The 18,786-nt window shown below is 66.6% G+C and carries 12 protein-coding genes and 2 pseudogenes; 7 read left to right on the forward strand and 7 right to left on the reverse strand.

The annotated features are described in order from the left end of the window. Positions 1-301: 301 nt before the first annotated feature. Positions 302-3,868 carry a BREX-2 system adenine-specific DNA-methyltransferase PglX gene (gene pglX, locus JS521_RS16590; protein ID WP_307847893.1) on the reverse strand — a complete coding sequence of 1,189 codons (3,567 nt, stop codon included), beginning with the start codon at positions 3,866-3,868 and terminating at the stop codon, positions 302-304. A 296-nt stretch (positions 3,869-4,164) separates the two neighbouring features. On the opposite strand from pglX, the gene JS521_RS16595 reads away from it, so the two are divergent. Next, a complete protein-coding gene (locus JS521_RS16595; RefSeq protein WP_093798495.1) occupies positions 4,165-5,580 on the forward strand; it encodes an AAA family ATPase in 1,416 nt (471 codons plus the stop codon). Further along, positions 5,577-6,215: a hypothetical protein gene (locus JS521_RS16600; RefSeq protein ID WP_093798496.1), complete on the forward strand. Its 639-nt coding sequence runs from the start codon at positions 5,577-5,579 to the stop codon at positions 6,213-6,215. The genes JS521_RS16595 and JS521_RS16600 overlap by 4 nt, the downstream gene beginning before the upstream one ends. A 10-nt stretch (positions 6,216-6,225) precedes the next feature. Here JS521_RS16600 and JS521_RS16605 read toward each other — a convergent pair. The 4 genes and pseudogenes from JS521_RS16605 to JS521_RS16615 form a co-directional block, all read right to left on the reverse strand. After that, positions 6,226-7,131 (reverse strand): annotated as a pseudogene (locus tag JS521_RS16605) (beta family protein); the annotation flags it as partial. 952 nt (positions 7,132-8,083) lie between these two features. Next, positions 8,084-8,443, reverse strand: coding sequence for a tyrosine-type recombinase/integrase (locus JS521_RS36690; RefSeq protein ID WP_307847895.1), 360 nt, complete (start codon positions 8,441-8,443; stop codon positions 8,084-8,086). A 34-nt stretch (positions 8,444-8,477) separates the two neighbouring features. Beyond that, positions 8,478-9,332 (reverse strand): site-specific integrase, encoded by an 855-nt coding sequence (locus tag JS521_RS16610; protein ID WP_239487376.1) that lies wholly within the window; start codon positions 9,330-9,332, stop codon positions 8,478-8,480. 127 nt (positions 9,333-9,459) lie between these two features. After that, positions 9,460-9,738, reverse strand: coding sequence for a helix-turn-helix domain-containing protein (locus tag JS521_RS16615; protein WP_205083769.1), 279 nt, complete (start codon positions 9,736-9,738; stop codon positions 9,460-9,462). Positions 9,739-10,100: 362 nt separating this feature from the next. Here JS521_RS16615 and JS521_RS16620 point away from each other — a divergent pair, with 362 nt between their 5' ends. Then, positions 10,101-11,159: a hypothetical protein gene (locus JS521_RS16620; protein ID WP_205083770.1), complete on the forward strand. Its 1,059-nt coding sequence runs from the start codon at positions 10,101-10,103 to the stop codon at positions 11,157-11,159. Here JS521_RS16620 and JS521_RS16625 read toward each other — a convergent pair. Continuing rightward, positions 11,114-12,349: pseudogene (locus JS521_RS16625) on the reverse strand (IS3 family transposase). The gene JS521_RS16620 and the pseudogene JS521_RS16625 sit on opposite strands and share 46 nt — an antisense overlap. Positions 12,350-12,435: 86 nt before the next feature. Here JS521_RS16625 and JS521_RS16630 point away from each other — a divergent pair. Together JS521_RS16630 and JS521_RS16635 are read left to right on the forward strand one after the other, a co-directional pair. Then, positions 12,436-13,494, forward strand: a complete 1,059-nt coding sequence (locus JS521_RS16630) for a hypothetical protein (protein WP_205083771.1) — start codon at positions 12,436-12,438, stop codon at positions 13,492-13,494. 11 nt (positions 13,495-13,505) lie between these two features. Next, complete coding sequence (locus JS521_RS16635; protein ID WP_205083775.1) at positions 13,506-13,853, forward strand: hypothetical protein; 348 nt, start codon at positions 13,506-13,508, stop codon at positions 13,851-13,853. Positions 13,854-13,909: 56 nt separating this feature from the next. On the opposite strand, the gene JS521_RS16640 is transcribed toward JS521_RS16635, so the two are convergent. Beyond that, complete coding sequence (locus tag JS521_RS16640) at positions 13,910-14,104, reverse strand: hypothetical protein (RefSeq protein ID WP_205083772.1); 195 nt, start codon at positions 14,102-14,104, stop codon at positions 13,910-13,912. 198 nt (positions 14,105-14,302) lie between these two features. Between JS521_RS16640 and JS521_RS16645 the strand changes: the two genes are divergently transcribed. After that, positions 14,303-18,040: a P-loop domain-containing protein gene (locus JS521_RS16645; protein WP_205083773.1), complete on the forward strand. Its 3,738-nt coding sequence runs from the start codon at positions 14,303-14,305 to the stop codon at positions 18,038-18,040. Between the two features lie 201 nt (positions 18,041-18,241). Beyond that, a partial coding sequence (locus JS521_RS16650) for a hypothetical protein (protein ID WP_205083774.1) occupies positions 18,242-18,786 on the forward strand: 545 nt, incomplete at its 3' end.

The raw sequence follows: 18,786 nt of genomic DNA on the forward strand, positions 1-18,786 counted from the left end.
CCGGAAAGGGCTTCCGATGCAGGTCAGAGGCCCTTTCCAAGACAAAGCCGCAGGTGGCGGCAGACGAGTCGGGCTGTACGCCGGGGAGATCACCGCAACGCTATGACCTGCACAAACGTTTAGAGAGGGCGCTTCCGTGGCTACCTCGATGGCTACGTAAGGAGGCGCCCCCGCGCCGGAGCGGTCCGGGACTCGTCGCCGACCTTCGAGGGTGCTCCTACAGGCTGTCCCTGTTCGTGTGACGCGGAACCCAGAGCTCGTCGACCGCAGGCCGCGAGTTCTGTGTGAGAGCAGTCGCGCGCTATCGCTCAATTTCCCTTGAGGCGGCCTTCCGCGGCCGCCAAGAGGCCAAGTCGTGGGCGCTGAGCCCATATGCGGTACGCAGGTCGTCGAGCTCACGCTGGTATGTCTCGGCACGGTCGACGTCCGGCTCTGACTCGGTCGAAGCCTCCCATTGGCGAACCCAAGGGATCAGTTCTTGGATGCCCGCAAGCAAGGGAGCGATCTCGTGGACACGCGGGTGAGCCTGCTCCTGGAGCATGCCGACCAGATCCAGCAACACACGAACGCGGTCCGTATCACTCCAGCCAGACCAGCCGATCAGCAGACCGTCCCCCTCGGCAATCGCGCCGGGATAGGAGACGAAGCGTTCCCGGGGGATGTCCAGGCTGCCTCGAAGCGACCAGTAGGAGGCATGCCTGAAGTCGGCGGCGCTGAACTTCGGCGGCACGGGGATACCCAGCGCCTCTCCCGTTCTGTCCTCGCTGCGCTGGAGCTGCCACACCTGCTCCCACTGGGCGCGTTTCCGCAGCCCCGACTCCTTGTACCTCAGCGCCGACACGTAGGGCGCATGCTCGTCGGCCAGGATCGCCGCCAGCACGTCACGGAATGTCGCGTCCCACCTTCCCAGGATGCGGATCGCGTACAGCTCGGCCACGGAACACACCGCGGCATCGGCACTGAGATCCCCTGCGAGCTGGTCGATGGTTCGGGGACGCGGGTGCCTGCCCCCGTTCCTGTGCTCGAACCAGAGGCGTTCGTCCTCACAGCGGTCGAGCAGCCAGGTACGCAACGCTTGAGTCTCCCGCCGTCCCCATGGCTCCGACAGCCACCGCCGCTTGTACTCCGGGCGCTCGACGACGGCGATCGGGTGACGGGACTCGATGGCCTCAATTCTGGCCCGCACGACCTTCTTGTAGGCAGCTGGCCAGTGCTTCGGGATCTCGGTGATCGGTGTTGCCGCGTGCCTCACGAACCACGAGTCCGAATCCTCGCCGACGTCGATTCCGCGGGCCAGCACGATTTCGAAGGCACGCTCACCCGGCCGCAGCGGAGGCGGTGGAACATCAGCGGGGGTGGTCAGGCGAGCCCGCTCATCGTCGGACAGCAGTCCGTAGGAGCCGTAGACCTCCCAGTCCAGTTCCTCCTGAAGGGCGACCATCCGACGACGCGTCTCTTGTTGTGCGGCCCAGGCCGCGTCCAAGGCGCTTCGGGAGGGCGGATGTTCCTGCGCGCAGACGGTGCTCGGCTCATGGACATCAAGCAGCCGGGCCAAGGCATGCAGTTCCCGCGCGCGGGCGATCGGAGCGTCGGCCGGCAACGGAAGCTGTGTCAGAGGACCCGTGTTGAAACGGTAGGCGCGTGCCCATTCCTCACCGGGCGAGGAGATGCCCGGTCCCTCGAACGCGGTCGCGGCGCCGGTCTGCTTGAGCCAGAAGCAAACCGTGGACGAGTTGAGCACCCCCAGCAGCGCGATGTACTCGCCCTCATCCGCGGCCGGCGACAGTCGCACCATGGGCGCGGTCCGGCTGAACACCCTTTCACCGTGTTCCAGGGCGAAGCGATTGTGCGTGGCCACAGACGCGAACGTGATCGCCGGCCCCCGATGGGCACCGGGAGACCAGTACCTCCAGGTCCACCACGCCTCACGCCCTGCTCCGGCCGATTCTCGTGCCCGGGGAGCCGACCGGAGAAACTGCCGCATCGTCCAGAGGTGGCGTGCCCATGAGGTTCCGAGGTCCAGGTGGAGCGGTGAGCCGTCCCCGTCATAGGGGGCCAGCACTTCCGTCGACGATTCCGCACGCCAGTCCCGTACGGTCTCACTCGTGACCATGCCCAGGCCGAGCCCGGCCGAGTCCGGATGCCGGGCGAACCACGGCCGGCCGAGAGCGAACACTTCCCGCTGCCCAGGATCTGCGGCAACTCCGACCGAGCCGGAGAGGACGTCGGCCAATCGTCGCGGAAACCGCGAGAGCACGTCCACGAGGTCCCCGGCCCCGCCACCCGTCAGCGTCCACGGGAAGCGGGAGAAACGCTGCCTGGGTTCGTCCTGCACGCTCACCCATTCCGAAGTGCTGCCAGGACGGTCGATCTGGTCGAGGATCGACTTCCACACGATCCCCTCGGCCGGATCCGTGGGCTGCTTCGGCTCACCCCGCACACCAAGGACCGACCGAACAGGGGAATCACGCATGGTCGGGTCGTTCCGGCCGACCAGGATCAGAGTCGGGGTCCCATGGCCCGGTGCGTAGACGCCGGAGGTGTCGATGACATGTGTCAGCGCAACGCGCGAAAAGAACTCATCGATCAGCTTCGCGCCGAAGTTACGCCTCGTGAAGGAACTGGAGGTGTACTGACCGACGTAACCGCCGGAAGTCCTGCTGGTTTTCCGCACTGCCAGCTGGAACATGCGCTCCGCGAAGAGGACGTGGAGCGGGAACATTCCGGAGGCCACGTCATAGGCCGCCCGGTATGCCGCGTTTTTCACCTTGTCGCGCACGGAAGCGGAGGGAGGCTCTGAAATCACGGCGTTGTAGGAATTCCGGCCCAGGAGATCACACGACGCGGAGAACTCGTCGATGTCCTCCATCGTTCCGTCGCCGCCCTCCCCCTCCTCAGGAAGCAACAGCGACGATCCGCCGGGCGCACCACGCCCGGCGAGCAGGGCGTCGCCCACCGCCACGTAGATCACATGTTCCGGCAGCTCGCTCAGCGGCCTACGGCCGCTGGCCCTCGCGGCGGCCATCAGCAGCCGGAACCGCGTGATGCTCACGGCGAACGGGTTGACGTCACAGCCGTGGACGGAGTCCAGGCTCCGCCGGATCAGCTCGTGATCCTGGGTTCCGGGCTCCGCCGCCCGCCAGGCGGCCAGAAGGCGCTCGAACAGGCCCAGGGGAAACGTCCCCGATCCACAGGCCGGGTCGATCCCACGGAAACCGTGGGGCCCGAATTCCGCGATGGCCGGATCGGCGGTGAGATCCAGGACGAAGTCCACGATGAAATCCGGAGTTCGGACCAGCGCGTAGGCCTTTCGCGACGGCTCGCTGATGTCCTGGTACAGGTCACCGAGGAAGTCGGTGTCGAGTCCGGGGTGAGTGAAGTCGACGAGAAGAGACCCGTCTTCGCCTCGCCGCCTCCAGAACTCAATCAATTCGGCGGCGGCTCGGGGAGACGGTGACAGCTCCCACAACGGATTGCGCGCCCTGTCGAAGATACGCGCGAGCGCTACGTGGGACCGCGCCAGGTGCGTGAACGCCTCCACCAGCCAGTCCTGGTCATTGGTCCCGTGATCCTCGACCCAACGGGCGTACTGCCGTTCCTCGGCCTCCGCCGAACGCAACCCCGGCCCTGCGATGAAGACCCGGTCGATGAGTCCGTTGTCCTCGCAGAAGCGCACGAAAACCGTGCCCAGCACCCATGCCACCGCGGTCTGCGTGAGGCGCTCGTCCCGCCAAGCACCGTACGTGGCAGTCGTACCACCGGTTGCCCACACGTCTTCGTACGTGCTTCGTAGGCGGTCGCGGTAGCGGTCGATGTCGTCGCTGCGCTCGCGGAGGTCCGCCTCCAGTGCTCGAACCTGTTTGCGCACACCCGTGACGAGCGCGGCCCTGTCCAGGGAGGACGTCCCCGTATCAGCTCCGTCAGTCGGAGACACAGCGGCGACCTCTCCTCCGTACGTCGTCGACGACCACGATCCACTGTCTCGTCGGATACATCCTGCCAGCTCGCCGGCCGCCGCCCCCGTTCCGTGGCCGGTCACCTCCGGACGCGCGCGGCCCGTCTCGGTCTGACGCCCTATCATTCCTGTGCGCACCGGCGGCCCTGAACGCCGCCGGACACCACGTGTTCCGAGGGCGCGCCAGGGTTGGACCGACGAGGGGGCACATGCTGACACGGCTCGAAGTCAGTGGATTCAAGAACCTTCTGGATCTGAGGGTCGAGTTCGGCCCGTTCACCTGCATCGCGGGCGAGAACGGCACGGGAAAGTCGAATGTCTTCGACGCGATCCAGTTCCTGAGCCTGCTCACCGACCATTCCATGATCGAGGCGGCTCAGGCCGTCCGCGGGACCCATGGCACGTTGCACGGTGACGCGCGCGACCTGTTCTGGAACGGTTATGCGGACGGCGAGCACTTGATGAAGTTCGCCGCGGAGATGATCGTCCCGGGTGAGGCCGAGGACGACTTCGGCAGGCTGGCCGAGCCGACGTCCACGTTCCTCCGCTACGAGGTCCACCTCGGATACCAACCGCCGCAGGGCGGGGAGCGGGGCGGCAGGCTGACACTGCGGTACGAGGATCTCAGCCGGATCAGACCAAGTGAGGCTCTGTCACATCTGCGCTTCCCGCACCGCGCCGCGGACTTCCGCAACGCCGTGGTCCGCGGTCGCCGCTCGAACTCCCCCTACATTTCCACGTCTCTCGAAACGGGCGACGCCGTCGTCAGCATCCATACCGACGGCAGCCGCCGAGGCCAGCCCCGTCCGGCACCCGCGAGCCGCGCACCTCAGACCATGCTCTCCACGATCAACCGCAACGACGACCCGACCATCCTGACTGCCAGGCGGGAAATGCAGTCCTGGCGACGGCTGGCCCTCGAACCTTCCGCACTGCGCACGCCCGATCGCTTTTCGGACCCCAGTGAGATGCAGCCCGACGGCCTGCACCTGCCGCGGAGCCTGGACCGGATCGCGTGGAAGAAGTCTCCGGACGACCCGGAGCGGATCTACTCGCGGGTCGCAGGGCGCCTCTCGGACCTGTCGGGGCTGCACGTCAGGACGCTGCACGTGGAGGCCGACGACACCCGTGAGCTGCTGACGATTAAGCTCCACGAGATCGACGGCTTGGTGTTGCCGGCCCGCAGCCTGTCGGAGGGGACCCTGCGCTTCCTAGCCCTGTGCGTTCTGCTGGAGGACCCGCAGGTGCATGGTCTGCTCTGCATGGAAGAGCCGGAGAACGGCATCCATCCGGCCAACCTCTCCGCGATGGTGGACCTGGTGCGCGATCTGGCCGTGGATCCCTCCCTGCCGGTGGACGAGGACAACCCCTTCCGGCAGGTCCTGATCAATACGCATTCACCAGGCGTCGTACAACTCGTCGATCCGGCGGACCTGCTGATCGCCGACACGACCACCGTCCCGGGGGCCGACGGCAAGGCCGCGCGCGGTCTACGGCTACGTCCTCTGGCCGATACATGGCGCGCCGGCGGCGCCGGAAAAGGCTACGGCACCAAGGCCGACATCCTCGCGTACCTCACCGCCCCGCCCGAGGCCCGCCTGACTCTCCAGGAGAGCGCGTCGTGACCATTCGCGCCCTCTACCTGTGTGAGGGATCCAGCGACACGGGCCTGCGCTTCCACATCGAGGGGATCGCAGGGGACGTGGGCAGGCAGATCCTGGTGACGGTCCCCGACCTGAACCGCCTGGCGAACAAGCCCGGTCCCGGGGTCGAAGGCAAACTGCGAGCCGCCCAGCAGCTCAGCGACAGCGGGCAGACATACGACCTCGTCGTCATCCACCGTGATTCGGATCGCGAGCCCCCGGACCACCGCCGCAGCGAGATCGCGGAAGCGGTGGCTGCGGTGAGCCCCGGCCTGGCGCATGTCCCGGCGATACCCGTTCGGATGCTGGAGGCATGGCTGCTGCTCGACCAGTCAGCGATCCGCGAAGTGGCGGGCAACCCCAACGGCAGGATGGCACTCGACCTTCCGAAACCGGCACGGGCGGAATCGGTGGCGGACCCCAAGGCACTGCTCAAACAGGCGATCGCCACTGCGAGCGGGGAAAAGGGGCGCGGTCTGCAGAAGCTCCAGACCCGCTTCTCGGCGAATCGCGCGCGGCTCCTGCAGATGCTGGATCGCGACGGTCCGGTCAGGCAACTCACGTCCTGGCAGTCGTTCACGGACGATCTGCGCGCGGCGCTGGTGAGCAGTCACTGACCTCTCGGCGTCAGGGGCGATCAGCGTCCCCGGTCAGGCAGCAGACAACGTACATCATGTGCTGGACGTTGCCGACCTGGTTCCACGTCCCGGCGTTGCCCGTGCCCTTGGAACCCGTGGTCCAGGCGCACTGCTGATACCAGTGGTCGCCCGTACTCGCCCCCTCACCCCGGAAGTCCGACAACTCGGTGATCCAGCGGGCCGCCTCCCGTGTGACACCGGTTTCGCCCCGCTTCTCGGCCCAGAACCGGGCGAGCAGAAAGGAACGTTCAGTCGTGTATCGAAGCAGTCCGAACGGCGACCGGTCGCTGTCATCCGCCGCTCTGCCGAGGTTGCGGGCGGGGAGCGTGCCGTAGTCGCCGTAACGAACGAACTCCGCATACGACCGCCCACTCGCGCGTATCTCGTGCCAAGTGTCCCAGTCCGCGCGGTCGGCCTCGCCCCGCTCCCGGTCGAGCAACCCGTCGACTTCGTCCGGGAAGCCACCGGCCAGAGTGGCGATCGTGCGCCAGGAGGCGAGCGGGACCAGCGCGTCGAGTGCGCGCAGTGCTTCTTTACCCGCGTCGGGACGGCTGGGGAGCACCGTCTGGAGGTCGAGAAGAAGGTCCACCCGCACCTCGGGCCCCGTCCTGGTGAGCAGAGCCGCGGTGCGTTCGGCGAGTTCGTCGTTCCAGGCGCCGGGCAGCCGTATGCGTATGCCGAGGCCGTTGCCGCCGTCGCGTGCGCTGGCTGCGGCCACTGCCTGGTGGGCTGCGGGAAGGTCCGGGTCGGTGACCGGGCGGAGCCCCGTGTGGGACCAGTACGAGGGGAGCAGATCCGCGTAGGCGCGCTCGTCGAGGTCTGCGTGCGGGGCGTCCAGCCATGCTGGCGTGTATTTCTGTACGGCCGCGACCCGCCGGAGTTCCTTGTCCACCGCCTGTTGAAGTTCCTCGGCGCCCTAGGCGGTCATGGCTGGGAGCGTCCGCAGGGGCGCCGTCCGGTCTCGGATCCCTGGGGCGAGGTCCTTGACCGCGGCCACGGTGTGGGGGCGTGCGGGCAGGACGGGAACGTACAGCGGTCCGGACATGGTGGCCCCTCCACATTGCCCCGCGGCAGTCTGGGACCAGGGTGAGCTGGGGCGATGGGCGCCGAAAGGGCGCAATCCGGTCAGCGGGGCCAATATGTGCGTCCCGGCGCTGTTCTCAGGCCTGTTCGGTCTCCCAGCACACCTGTCGGGACAACGCGGCACGGGCCCCGTCCGTATCCGCGAGTGGATCGGCGAGGACACGGGTGGCGAGATCATCGGGGAGAGCGGCGGAGACTTGAGCCCGCGTACCGCAGCCGCGGAAACCTGCGGCAGCTCCTCCTCCCGAGGCAGCCGCCATGTCTGCGCCCACTCCTCCCCCGTGACGTCGTGGCGGAGACGTACGTAGGCGTCTGCGGGCCTCTGAAGTGGATCGACCACGTCGGTCAGCCAGGCGGTGAGGGTGGTGTCGGCTCGAAAGCCGGCCCAGGTCCACCAGCACACGTCTCGTCCGTGACGGGTGATCAGGGCCTCGTCGTGATGGGTGAACCGGCCTTGGCAGAGACCGTTTGTGCCAGGTCCGGCCGCGCCGTCGTCCAGCTCTGGCTCCAGTTCTCATGGCTACCTACGTGGCTACGTACGTAGCCGTCCGGTCCGGTTCGAACCGGACCAGGGTCTGGCTAAACCCCCGGATCTACGAAAACGGACCCCTGACCAGCAATTTCCCTGGTCAGCGGTCCTTGGCGGCAGACGAGTCGGGCTGTACGCCGGGTTCTGTCCTGCTCACGGAGCGATCGCGCTCTGACCTGCATATATACCGGCACCCGGCTGGCTTCTTTCGCCCTCTGGGACTTCTCAGGGACTTTCAGCCAAGATCCGTGAACCACGCTTCGATCGCGGACAGCCCACGAGCGCCGACCTGCGGCATGAAGTGAGTGTAGGTCCGGAGTGTGAACGCCGGATCGGAGTGCCCCAGCCACTTCGCGAGCGACACGATCGACTCTCCGGCTTCGAGCATCACCGAAGCATATGTATGACGAAGGACGTGAAAGCCGTGCTCGCGGCTGGGTTCCCAGACTCGCGACGGCTTCTCGCCGGGCTGCTGCTTGGGCAGCGGCGGGATGACTCCGGCGCCGGCGAGCGCGGGCTTCCACGCCTTGGTGTTCCAGGTGGTGCGGTTGATCGCACCGCAACGCCCGGTGTAGACCAGCAGCGGGACGGTCACCTTGCGCCGGTCCCCGCGTGCGAGGTCGGGCTCCTCAGGATCCAGCCAGTGTCACGTCGATCGACTCGAAGCGCTCCTGGTGCGTGAGGAGCCGCTTCGCGAGAACCTTCGGCAGGGGCGCGTCGCGCTCTTTGCCGCCCTTGGGCGGACCGAAGTAGAGCTGCGACTTATGCATGAGAATCTGCCGCTCTATGTGCACCGAGTCACCACGAACGTCGCCTGGGCTGAACCCGAACGCCTCACCCTGTCGGAGCCCACACCCGACCCCGAGGTCAAGTGCGATCTGGTACCGGTCGGCCAGCGCCTCGCGTACGGCATCAACGCGATCCTGCTGCCAGGCGCGAGCCTTGCGTTCCGGCTTCTTCGGCGGCTTGATCGAGCTGCTGCCCTTGCACGGGTTACGGAACAGACGCTTGTCCTCGACCGCAGCCTGCATGATCGCCTTGAGGTACACCCATGCGACGTACGCCGTGCTTGATGCCAGCGACCGCTGTACATCGGCCGACCACCTACGCAGCTCCGCGACGCCGATGTCCTTGAGCGCCAGCTCTCCGAGCTGCGGCAGCACGTGCCCCCAAATCCGGTGCCGCATGCTTTCCAGCGTCTGAGCGGGATGCACCTGGGACGGCCACCAGCACTTCTCGACATATTCACGAAGGCTGATCGCACCGTCGCGCGCGTCGACGAAATCCCCTCGTCGTGCGTCGGTCTGCGTCTCGGCCAGCCAGGACTTGGCATCCGTGACCGTGTCAAACGAACGGTCCCGGACGCCCGGTATCCCCTTGACGCGGTACCGCGTGCACTTGCCCCACAGTCCTGTGCGTTCGCGCTTGCCCGTCTCCTTGTTCGGCCGCTTCTTGAGCCACCGATCCTCGATGTAGCCCGCCATGCACACCTTCTCCTTGGCCTGGTCACGGTTCGCGCGGCGCGAGTCGCGTCGCGATCAGACACACAGACGATCTCCGCGTGCATGAAATTCCGGATACTGCTGATCTCCTCGGAACCGTTTCTCCAGGTCAAGCAGCACGGCGCCGCTCGCGCTGCTGCGGCGCTGCGTTCAGGGGGTTGAGAGCCGGATTAGACCGCGAGTCCGCCTGCTGCTGGTCGTTGAGCCACGCATCGAGCAGGTCTCGGCGGTACATCACCCGCCCTCCGGGCCCCATCCGGAAGCTGGGCGGCCCCTGCCGGCGATGGCGCCAGACGTAGAGAGTGTTCACCGAGATGCCCATGTACTTCGCGGCGCCCTGGACGTTCAGGAAGGCAGCCTCGACGGCAGGCTTGGACTGGTTACACATCGCGTGCCTCCTGGGTGATCACCGCTGAAGTAGCGGATTTTCCGTTCATTCGCCTACCACGCGGCGAAGCCGCACGGCCAAAATGCTGGCGCGCGGGATCAGAATCCGGAGAATCAGCGATTTGGTGCAGCTGCCTTGTCGTGGTAGCGGGGGGTAGACGGCTATTCCCTGCTCAGCGAGGCATCACCTGATAGCCGATCCGTCCCGTGGCGGCCTGCGTCGCACCAAGTCCTCGCCCCTCGCACACAGACCTGCCGATTACAGAGGGAAGTCACCACGCCCGCACTGTCAGCGTCCGCAGGCACGGGTGAATACGGTGAGACGACGGGCTTCGGGCAGGCCACTGGTGCCATCCTGTGGTGATGGACGTATCCCTGCCCGACCAACTGGGCGCAGTCGGCCGAGAGTCCAGTGCCGCGGCGCCAGCGGTGGTCCGAAAGCTGAATCTCTCCGCGCCTCCTGAGAAGATCACAGGCCAGCAGGACGTCGCCTTCGTGCCAGTGACCCGCGCTCAGTGGAAGTCCGTGTTGAGGGACGCCGACCTACCCGGGCTTCAGCAGGAGACCGACGAGATCGCCGCGGAGATCCTGCGCTTACGGACCGCTTCTGGCCGGGCCGTCGGGAAACAGCTCCCGGAGCTGTTGCGGTGTCTTCGCGCGTCGGTTGTCGCCATGAGTGCCGCCGCGGAGGAAGTGTCCTGGTTCCGTCCGTCCCGGACCAGCGCTGCCGAGCGACGTTTGGCGACTGATCTGGCACGAGCTAATCGGAGCGAGGTCCACGCGCTGTTCGCCTGTTTGGAACAGGGCTGGGCGGAGTCCGCTTGGTCTGCAGTACGGAGGTACGCTCTCGCGGCCCAGGCAGCCGGGCGAGCTCTGGAGGCTGCCGCCTGGTCTGATCACGCCGGCCATACCGACGAGGACATCTACCGTCGAACGCTCGGGGTATCAGCCGAACAGCTGCGTCCCGGCTCGGGGGTGGCGTCACGGGCCCGTCTTCTTGCCGCGTGGGCGGAAGCCCCCGATGCGCTCGATCGTCGGCTGCGTCGAAGCATGAGACATCTGATTGATGACTCGCTGCCACTAACGGCGACACTCCTCCATCACCTTGCCGTTCTCGCGTTGTCCGATCGGCCCTTGGTGACTCACCGGGCTGCCCTCCAGGCACGCGACCTGGTGGCGTCCCTTCTGAAGTCCGAACCGGAGCTGGCGTGCTCAGTGATCGCACGACACGTCGCCCGAGAACCGGAGCTGCTGTCCTCCCATCGCGGACAGGTCGCCTACCTTGACGCTTACAACCGTGCGGAATACCAGGAGGAAAGGGCGCGTGCAGTCATGGACCGGGCCTTCCCCCATGAAGGTGGGCACGCGGTTATTGATCACGCGGCGAGCGTGAGTTTAGCGGTGTGGTGTCGGCGTTCGTAGGCGTCGGGGCTGAGGTGGCCGTTGGTGGAGTGCCGGCGGCGGGTGTTGTAGCGGGTTAGCCAGGCGAAGACCGTTCTTCTGCAGGTGGTGGCGTCGCCGTAGTCGTGGGTGCCCTGGAGGGTCTCGCGTTTCAGGGAGGCGTGGAAGCTTTCGCAGGCGGCGTTGTCGGCGCTGGTGCCGACCGCGCCCATCGACCGGGTGACCTTGAGCTGGTCGCAGAGGTCGGCGTAGGCCCTGGATCCGTACTGGGCTCCGTGATCGGAGTGGAACACCGCTCCGTCCAGCGAGCCGCGGGTTCCGGCGGCCATCCGCAGTGCGTCGGCGACCAGATCAGTGCGCATGTGGTCGGCGATGGACCAGCCGACGACCTTGCGGCTGAAGCAGTCGAGTACCGTCGCGAGATAGAGGAACTTTCCGCCCTGGAGCGGGAGATACGTGATGTCGCCCATGAGCTTTCGGCCGGGATCGGTGGCGGTGAAGTCCCGGCCGAACAGGTCCGTGACCTGCCCGGATGCCGGGGCGGGGACGGTCGTGCGGACGCGTTTGCGCAGGCGGATACCCGTGATGGAGAACGTTCGCATGATCCGTGCGACCCGCTTCTCGTTGACCACGTGTCCCTTCTCGCGGAGCTCCGCGGTCACGCGCGGGGAGCCGTAGGCGCCGCCGGACTCGCCGTGGACCCGGCGGATCTCCTCGGCCAGGACCCGGTCCTCCCGCGTCCGGCCGGCCCGGGCCTCGGCGCCGGCGAGCCACTTGTAGTAGCTCGACCGGTTCACGTCCAGGACCTGGCAGAGCCGCTTCACTTCATAGGTGGCCCGGTGGTCGTCAACGAACTGGAAGCGGCTGGTCACCAGTTCGTCTCTCCGGCGAAATACTTGGCCGCCTTGCGCAGGATGTCCCGCTCGATGGCGAGCTTGCGCTCACTGGCCTCAAGCTCGGCCACCCGGGCCTCCAGCTGCCGGACCCTCGTCCGGATCAGCGGACGGCACCGCCGCCCGGTGGACGGCGGCCGTCTTCGCACCCGCAGCGGTGACGCCACGGCGTTCGCGGTCCCGCAGCACCCACTCGCGCAGGGTCGCCCGGTTGATGCCCAGGTCAGCGGCGATGCTCTTGTACGTCGCCCCGGGTGTGGACTCGTACAGGGCCACAGCATCGGCCTTGAACTCGTCCGAATAGTCCTTCAGCGCCATCGGCGGTCTTCTCGCTTCCTCCGGATCAAGCAGATCCAGTATCAGCGTGTCCACCACTCAGGGGGAGGCCCCACCTGCACCGGGCCGTGCTGGAAGCAGACGTCAAGCGCACCGCTGTTGTGGTCATGCAACTGCTGGGCAAGCCGATTCCGCAGGGGCCCTCGCTCGCCACCATCCGGGATCTGCTTGCAGCCGAAGTCAGTCACCCCCTGTGCAAGATCCTTGCTTCAACCATCCGCTCTGAGTGGCGTAACGCGAACGCACACGAGGACTTCCGCTGGGATCCTGTCAACAGCACACTCCTCTTGGGCGGACAGTCGGCCGATCTGGAGGAGGTACTGGACGCAGCAATCCGCGCTCGCGCCATTTGTCGTGGATTCGAGCACGGAGTCGCCGTGGCCTACGCGCAGAACGCATCGCTGGTCGTCTCGGACGCGGAGGACTCGAACTACGTCGGCCGAGACCTCTCGATAGTTCAGGCAGCCGGAGAAGCCAGATTCCCGGTGCTGGACATCAGACGCCAGGGCAGTCTCGTGCGGCTGGACGTGCCCGACATCACCGTTGAGAGCCTGAGAGAGGCGTTTCGGGCAATCCTGAGAGCCGCCATCGCGGACCCCAGCGTCGAGCGCTGGGAACTGCGTCAGACTTCTCCTGACCGGCCGCCGCTGCGCGTGGACCGTACGGGAGTAAATGCCGGGCTCCAAGTCGCGGAGCCTCTCTGGGAGATCGCCGACCCCCTCCCCTTCGCTTCTCTCCCCTTGCTGGCAAACGCCATGACCAATGCGGGCGAACTCGCCGCGACAGCAGCATCAACGGTTCTCGTCCTGGCAGCTGCTCACGCAGTCGGTGAACGAGACCGCTTGTCGCCTGCCCTTGCACACGGTGATCCAGCCGCCAAGGACGAGTTGGTTAAGACCGCGCGGCTGGTCAGCGAAGGCGCCAGGGCTGCAGCACGCCTGCTGAAGAGCCCGGCCGACCGCAGATTGCTGGCCTTCGCTGCAGTTCTTGCCGGAGACTGCCACCGGCTGAGGGACTCTCCCCCCTACGAACTCGTCCACGAGTTCGTGCCGGCGGAGCGGACCCTACGGCGGCACATGCCAGTTCGCCTACCTTGGGTTACAGGGCTCGAGAACTCTGCCGTCTGAGGCCACCACAGGTGGACATCAGTCCGTCTGGCGCTGGTGGCGTCCTCGTCTCCGCCGCCCCGCTGTCGTCGGTGTTCGGCGAGAGCGCGGGCTGGCGGTCGGTGTTCCTGGTGAACGTGCCGGTGGTCGGTTCGGCATCGCGGGCACGGCTCGGGTCCCAGGACGGTAAGGCGGCTCGCGCCTGGACAGCCCTGATCAGTGGCAGCGCTTCAGATCACCGGGGAGGCGGACAGACCGCGGACTCCTCGCGCGAGCTGACCTGGCTCGACGGGCAGGGCATCGAGTCGTCGGAACTTCAGGGCCTCTTCGATGGGGTTTCACGCGGAGACCTGCCTCGCGCAGACATGGGTAACCCGTGACGATCTTTGCCCTCTTCCGGCGGCCATGGCGGTCAGGACTGCTCTCTGGATCCGATTCAGCGGAGCACGGAGGCTAGGGCTGCGGTTGTGGCACAGGCGAGGGTGATGGTTGCGGCGAACACGGTGGCGGCGGCCTTGAGAGCGATGGGAAAGGTGGCTCCGTCGACGCGGGCGAGAACGGCGGCTGCGGTTGCGGCCAGCACTGCCAGGGCGACGATGAGCGCGATGGAGAGTGCGAGGGTAATGGTCATAGCGGCCTCCGGCGAGTGATGCGATGTTGTCGTTGCCGGCTCGTCTGCCGGACAGGACGACAGTGCCGGGCTCGGGAGGCAGGTGTCCGAAAGAGCGGGTACAGCGGGAAAACTGGCTCTACGCTGCTGGTCATGGGCGTGCCCGCCGGGCCCGGTGCGGGCAGCCCGACGCGGCGGGCAGATGGGGATGGAGCGAGAATGGGGAAGACGTCCAAGGCTGCCCGTGAGCTGTACGACGCCCTGCGGGCACTGGAAGGAAGGGCGAAAACAGCCTATGACGCCCAGGGTGGACAGAAGTATTCGCGTCGCATAGCAGCCAAGGCGGCCGAGGGGCACGGCTCGTCGCTTGACCGGCGTCTCAGGGATTGGCTGCACGACGACTTCAGCAAAGCAAAGGTCCCTTATGAAGGTAGCGACGAGCGGTTGATCGCCGTCGTGCAGGTGTGGAGCGGGTGGGCCAGAGAGCCATGCGATGAGCGTTGGTGGCGGACCAAGCTGGAGCAGGCTCAACCTGCCCGGCCGCGGCGCCAGACAGCGACGGTGCTGGAGCCGGTCAAGGCCTCCGGGTACGGCGCTTGGATTGAGCAGAGGATTCTGCCTGCTCGCCTATTGGACAGGGACAGTGAGCTTCGGGAGTTGGTCGCGTTCTGCGGCGGCGAGGATTTGCCGGGTGCTACCGGGTACATGTGGTGGCAGGCGGGCCCCTGGGCGGGCAAATCGGCGCTGCTGTCAGAGTTCGTCCTAAGGCACCGACCAGACGATGTGGACTTGGTGGCGTACTTCATCGCCGACTACTTGGGGCGCAACGATCAAAAGGGTTTCCTGGAATCGGTAATGCGGCAGCTGGCGTCGCTTGGGGAGCAGGATCCCTCAGCCGCCGGTGCGCGCCCGGAAGACTTCCCTAGTCTGTGTCAGGCGGCCGCGCAGGCCTGCCGGGACCGCGGTCGGCGCCTAGTGCTCGTAGTGGATGGCCTGGACGAGGACGCCGCAGGAGCTGGCCAACCGAGCATTGCCGCGCTGCTGCCGCGGAACCCTCCGGCAGGCATGCGCGTGGTGGTCACCGGTCGGCCCTATCCGCTAATCCCTGACGACGTGCCCGGCGACCACCCGCTGCGCCTTCGGCATATCGTCCGCTCCCTCGCCCCCTCGCCACATGCGGCTGACATCAGCCGCATGGCCGGGCGTGAGGTCGACCAGTTGTTGCAGAATGAGCAGGTTGGGGTCCCTCTCCTTGGACTTCTGGTAGCGGCGCGAGGCAGTCTGACGGCAGCAGACCTGACCCAGCTTGTCGGAGTGCGGCCCTTCAACGTCGAGCGGCAGTTGCGTGGGGTCACCGGTCGTAGTCTCGTCCCCGGCGCCCATGGCGAGATGCGCCTTCCGGATACGCCGGTGGGCGTTCATCCCCTCGCGCTGGGGCATACCGAACTACGCAATCGCGCCCTTAACCGCCTCGGGGACGTGAGCGAGTTCGAGGACCGGCTATATGCCTGGGCGGATGAGTACCAGGCTCGGGGCTGGCCGGCCGACACCCCCACTTACCTGCTGTACGACTATCCACACATGCTGGCGGGCAACAAGAATGGGGAGCGGCTGACCGCCATAGCCCTCGACCCGCAACGCCAACAAGCCCTGCTTGGGCGTGCGTCGCCTGATGTGGCGCTGTCCGACATCGAGTTAAGCGCCCACATGATCCGCCAACGCCGTCCGGTCGACGTGGTGGCCCTGGCCGGGCTCGCTGCTTCTCGGACCCTGCTGACTGAGCAGGCCAGGTCCCTGCCGGCAAGTTTCGCTGTGGCGTTCGCCTGGCTGGGACATTCGCAGCGAGCACGGCAGTTCGCCCTGCTGGCACCGCATGCTGCTGAAAAGGCGGTTCGTCTGGCAAGCGTGGCGCGGGCCTTGGCCGGTGCCGGTGACCAGTACGCCAGTCAGGCGGCCGATGTGGCGAAGAACGCGGTGTGGTGGGCCGACCGCGCTCGTGCGGAATCATCTCCGCCGAGCGGGGACGAGTATGAGGCTGAAGCGGCGGTCGCAGAGGCCGCCGTCGCGCTGTTCACCATCGGCCAATGCGGGCAAGGGCGCGCACTTCTTGAGTCGCTGCGCTCAGTGTCGTCGTACGACGATGTCGCACTGCTCGCCGAGACGACGGCGCGAGCAGCCGCCGCAGCTCGTCCTCACAGTGCCATGCTGGCAGAGGAACTGTTGGCGGAGGCCGAACAGCACGCTCACGACGTGGCATCCAGAGACCCGGCCGACCCCGGCGCGCCCATAAGGGCATGGGCCTTCGTCGCCTCCGTGGCCGACCCACCGCGCGCGACCCGGCTGTATGAACGCATCACTGACTACGCACGAAGCTTTCCCCCCGGGCTCACCACCTGCGTCGTCGACGCCGCGGCAGCTTCGGCCCTGTTTACACAATGGCCCGAACAAGCACATGCTCTGGCCCAGCAAGCGGCACAACATCTCAAGGCTGCCCTGACCCATCCTGAAGCATTGCCGGAGAGAGACGCCGGCGATCTGACGATGCTCCTGGGCCCCATGCTCACTCAAGTCACACGCGCGTTGGTAGACGTCGGCTGCGCGGACGAAGCTCGCGACCTTGAGACCAGTGTGCCTGAGGACAGACACACCGCCTTCGGCTGGGACGTCCGAGCCGAGGCCCGTGCCGTACTCACTCACGCGCACGAGCCCGCGAAGGAGGAACAGTCCGCCGAGGTGCTGGCCAGGCAGGCATGCCACCTAGCCGAGCAGAACCACCCCGATGAGGCGCACCGACGGCTGCACCAGGCCCTGCAAGCGGTCGGATCATCCCAGGGTGCCGCCGCGCTTCGCGAAGGGTGGCTGATCACCCTCTGCACGGCACTGGCGGCCATGGGGCGGCATCCGGATGGTGCGCTGCTGGCCCGCAGCCTCCGAGATCCGGCCGATCGGATTCAAGCCCTTGCAGCAACCGCTGTTGAAGCTGCCGCAGCAGGACATCTCCCCGACGCACGACGGCTGGCGCACGAGGCCGCCGATGCCACCAGCAGCTTTGAAGGAGCCCTTGACTTCTCCCTCTTCGCCGGCGCTCCCGGCATCATCGTGAGCAATGCCAAAGGTGCCGCAGCCCAAGCCTTGGCCTTCGCCGGCGAGCGCGAGCGAGCCGTGATGCTCGCGAAGGAGACGGACGACGAGAACAGTGACAGAAGGCGCCGCGCACTCGTAGCGGTCGCGGCGGGCCTACGCGCCCATGACCCTGCCGAAGCCGCAAGCATCATCGACCGTCAGCTTGAGCACCTGAGGACCGCGGACACTTCACCCCTACAGCTGAGAGAACACATTGCCGATCTTGCTGAACTTCTAGCGGCCATTGGGGACGCAGACCAGCAGTGCGCCGAGCGGGTTCGCGAGGCCGTAGAGCAGGCGTGGAAGACACTCAAAGCATCAGAAAGGCAGTGGAGAGTTGAAGACCTTTTAGTCCTGCTCCTCCTTAGAGCCCCTGGACGACAGGCGGACGCTGAGAGGGTATTACTGGCACGGGAGAGCAGCTGGCAGGGCATCCCGCCCTGGGAACTGCCCACCGCAGCCATCGCCATCGCCCACGCGGCGTTCGGAGCTCTGGCCGCAGCCCGGGCGTCAGCGGACGGCTTCAGTGCCCCGTACGACCGAGCAGAGGCGTTCGCGGCCGTGGCCGGTTACCTGACCGGCACGCCGCCCAGCCTGCGCATGGTGAACGAATCCGCCAGCACCGCCTTCATCCAGACGTTCCACACCCTGGCCTTGGCGCAACTGCCCCCCGACGCCGCACAAACAACAGAGGCAGCCATGCGTCTCAGCACGGACGTGCTCGCAGGCGACGGCTGGCATTACGCCCTACCTGTCCTGTCACTAATCGCCCCGACAGCCGTGTTGCGGGTACGAGACATTGTCTTCGCCCACCGTCAGCTCAAGGCGGGCTGAGACCACGCGGCCATGAGAAAGCCTGGTGGACGACCACATCGTCCGCCTATGGGTAGCCGACCAGCCTCACCGTTTCGGTTGAGGCAATGAGGCGTCGCTGATGGGCTCCTGTCGGGTGGTCGACGCGATGTCTGCGCTCGGGCATGGCGGGGCCCCGACACGCCTCCTTCGGGAGTAGCAACTACGCGATACTGCCGTCTCATGAATGAAATTTGGGTGGGGTTGGTGACCTTGGTGGGCGGCTACTACGCGCACGTCCTCCAGGAGACGTACACCCGCAAGAAGCAACGACAAGATGACGACAGAGCACTCATGAAGGACTTGCATATGAGGCTCGTCGAGCTTAGAGATTCGGAGCTAGAGGGTCGCGAAGTTGCAAGGGCCGCCACCGCACTGGAGAGCGAGGCGGCCTTCCTGCAGCACGCCAAGCTTCGGATGCGCGTAACGGAAGACCTGCACGACCTGGGCACTATCTGGTTCCTCCCATTAGGAGGCGGCTCGGCGCGCGACAGGCAAAACGTGTGGATACAGGATGCCCTCGACGCTCTGGCGGCTATCGCACGAGGCGGGCGGCTGCCCCAGCGGAGCGACGACTTCAACGACCAGCTCTTCCTCACTCAGCGTGCGTCGAAGGGCGTGTCGGCCAGCTTGGACTCCCTGCTTGAGGCACTTACGAGTTGGTGCGTGATAGCGGGTGAGGCGTCGTTGCTGGCAGGTGGCATGATCCGTTTGTGGCGATCATGGTC

It is taken from the genome of Streptomyces durocortorensis (assembly GCF_016901035.1).
GTDB lineage: Bacteria > Actinomycetota > Actinomycetes > Streptomycetales > Streptomycetaceae > Streptomyces > Streptomyces durocortorensis.

What these genes read in the sequence shown, in the direction of transcription:
- JS521_RS16595 (WP_093798495.1), top strand. Translation starts at nt 4,165, where the DNA reads ATGCTGACACGGCTCGAAGTCAGTGGATTCAAGAACCTTCTGGATCTG.
- JS521_RS16610 (WP_239487376.1), bottom strand. Translation starts at nt 9,332, where the DNA reads ATGGCGGGCTACATCGAGGATCGGTGGCTCAAGAAGCGGCCGAACAAG.
- JS521_RS16615 (WP_205083769.1), bottom strand. Translation starts at nt 9,738, where the DNA reads ATGTGTAACCAGTCCAAGCCTGCCGTCGAGGCTGCCTTCCTGAACGTC.
- JS521_RS16620 (WP_205083770.1), top strand. Translation starts at nt 10,101, where the DNA reads ATGGACGTATCCCTGCCCGACCAACTGGGCGCAGTCGGCCGAGAGTCC.
- JS521_RS16640 (WP_205083772.1), bottom strand. Translation starts at nt 14,104, where the DNA reads ATGACCATTACCCTCGCACTCTCCATCGCGCTCATCGTCGCCCTGGCA.
- JS521_RS16645 (WP_205083773.1), top strand. Translation starts at nt 14,303, where the DNA reads ATGGGGAAGACGTCCAAGGCTGCCCGTGAGCTGTACGACGCCCTGCGG.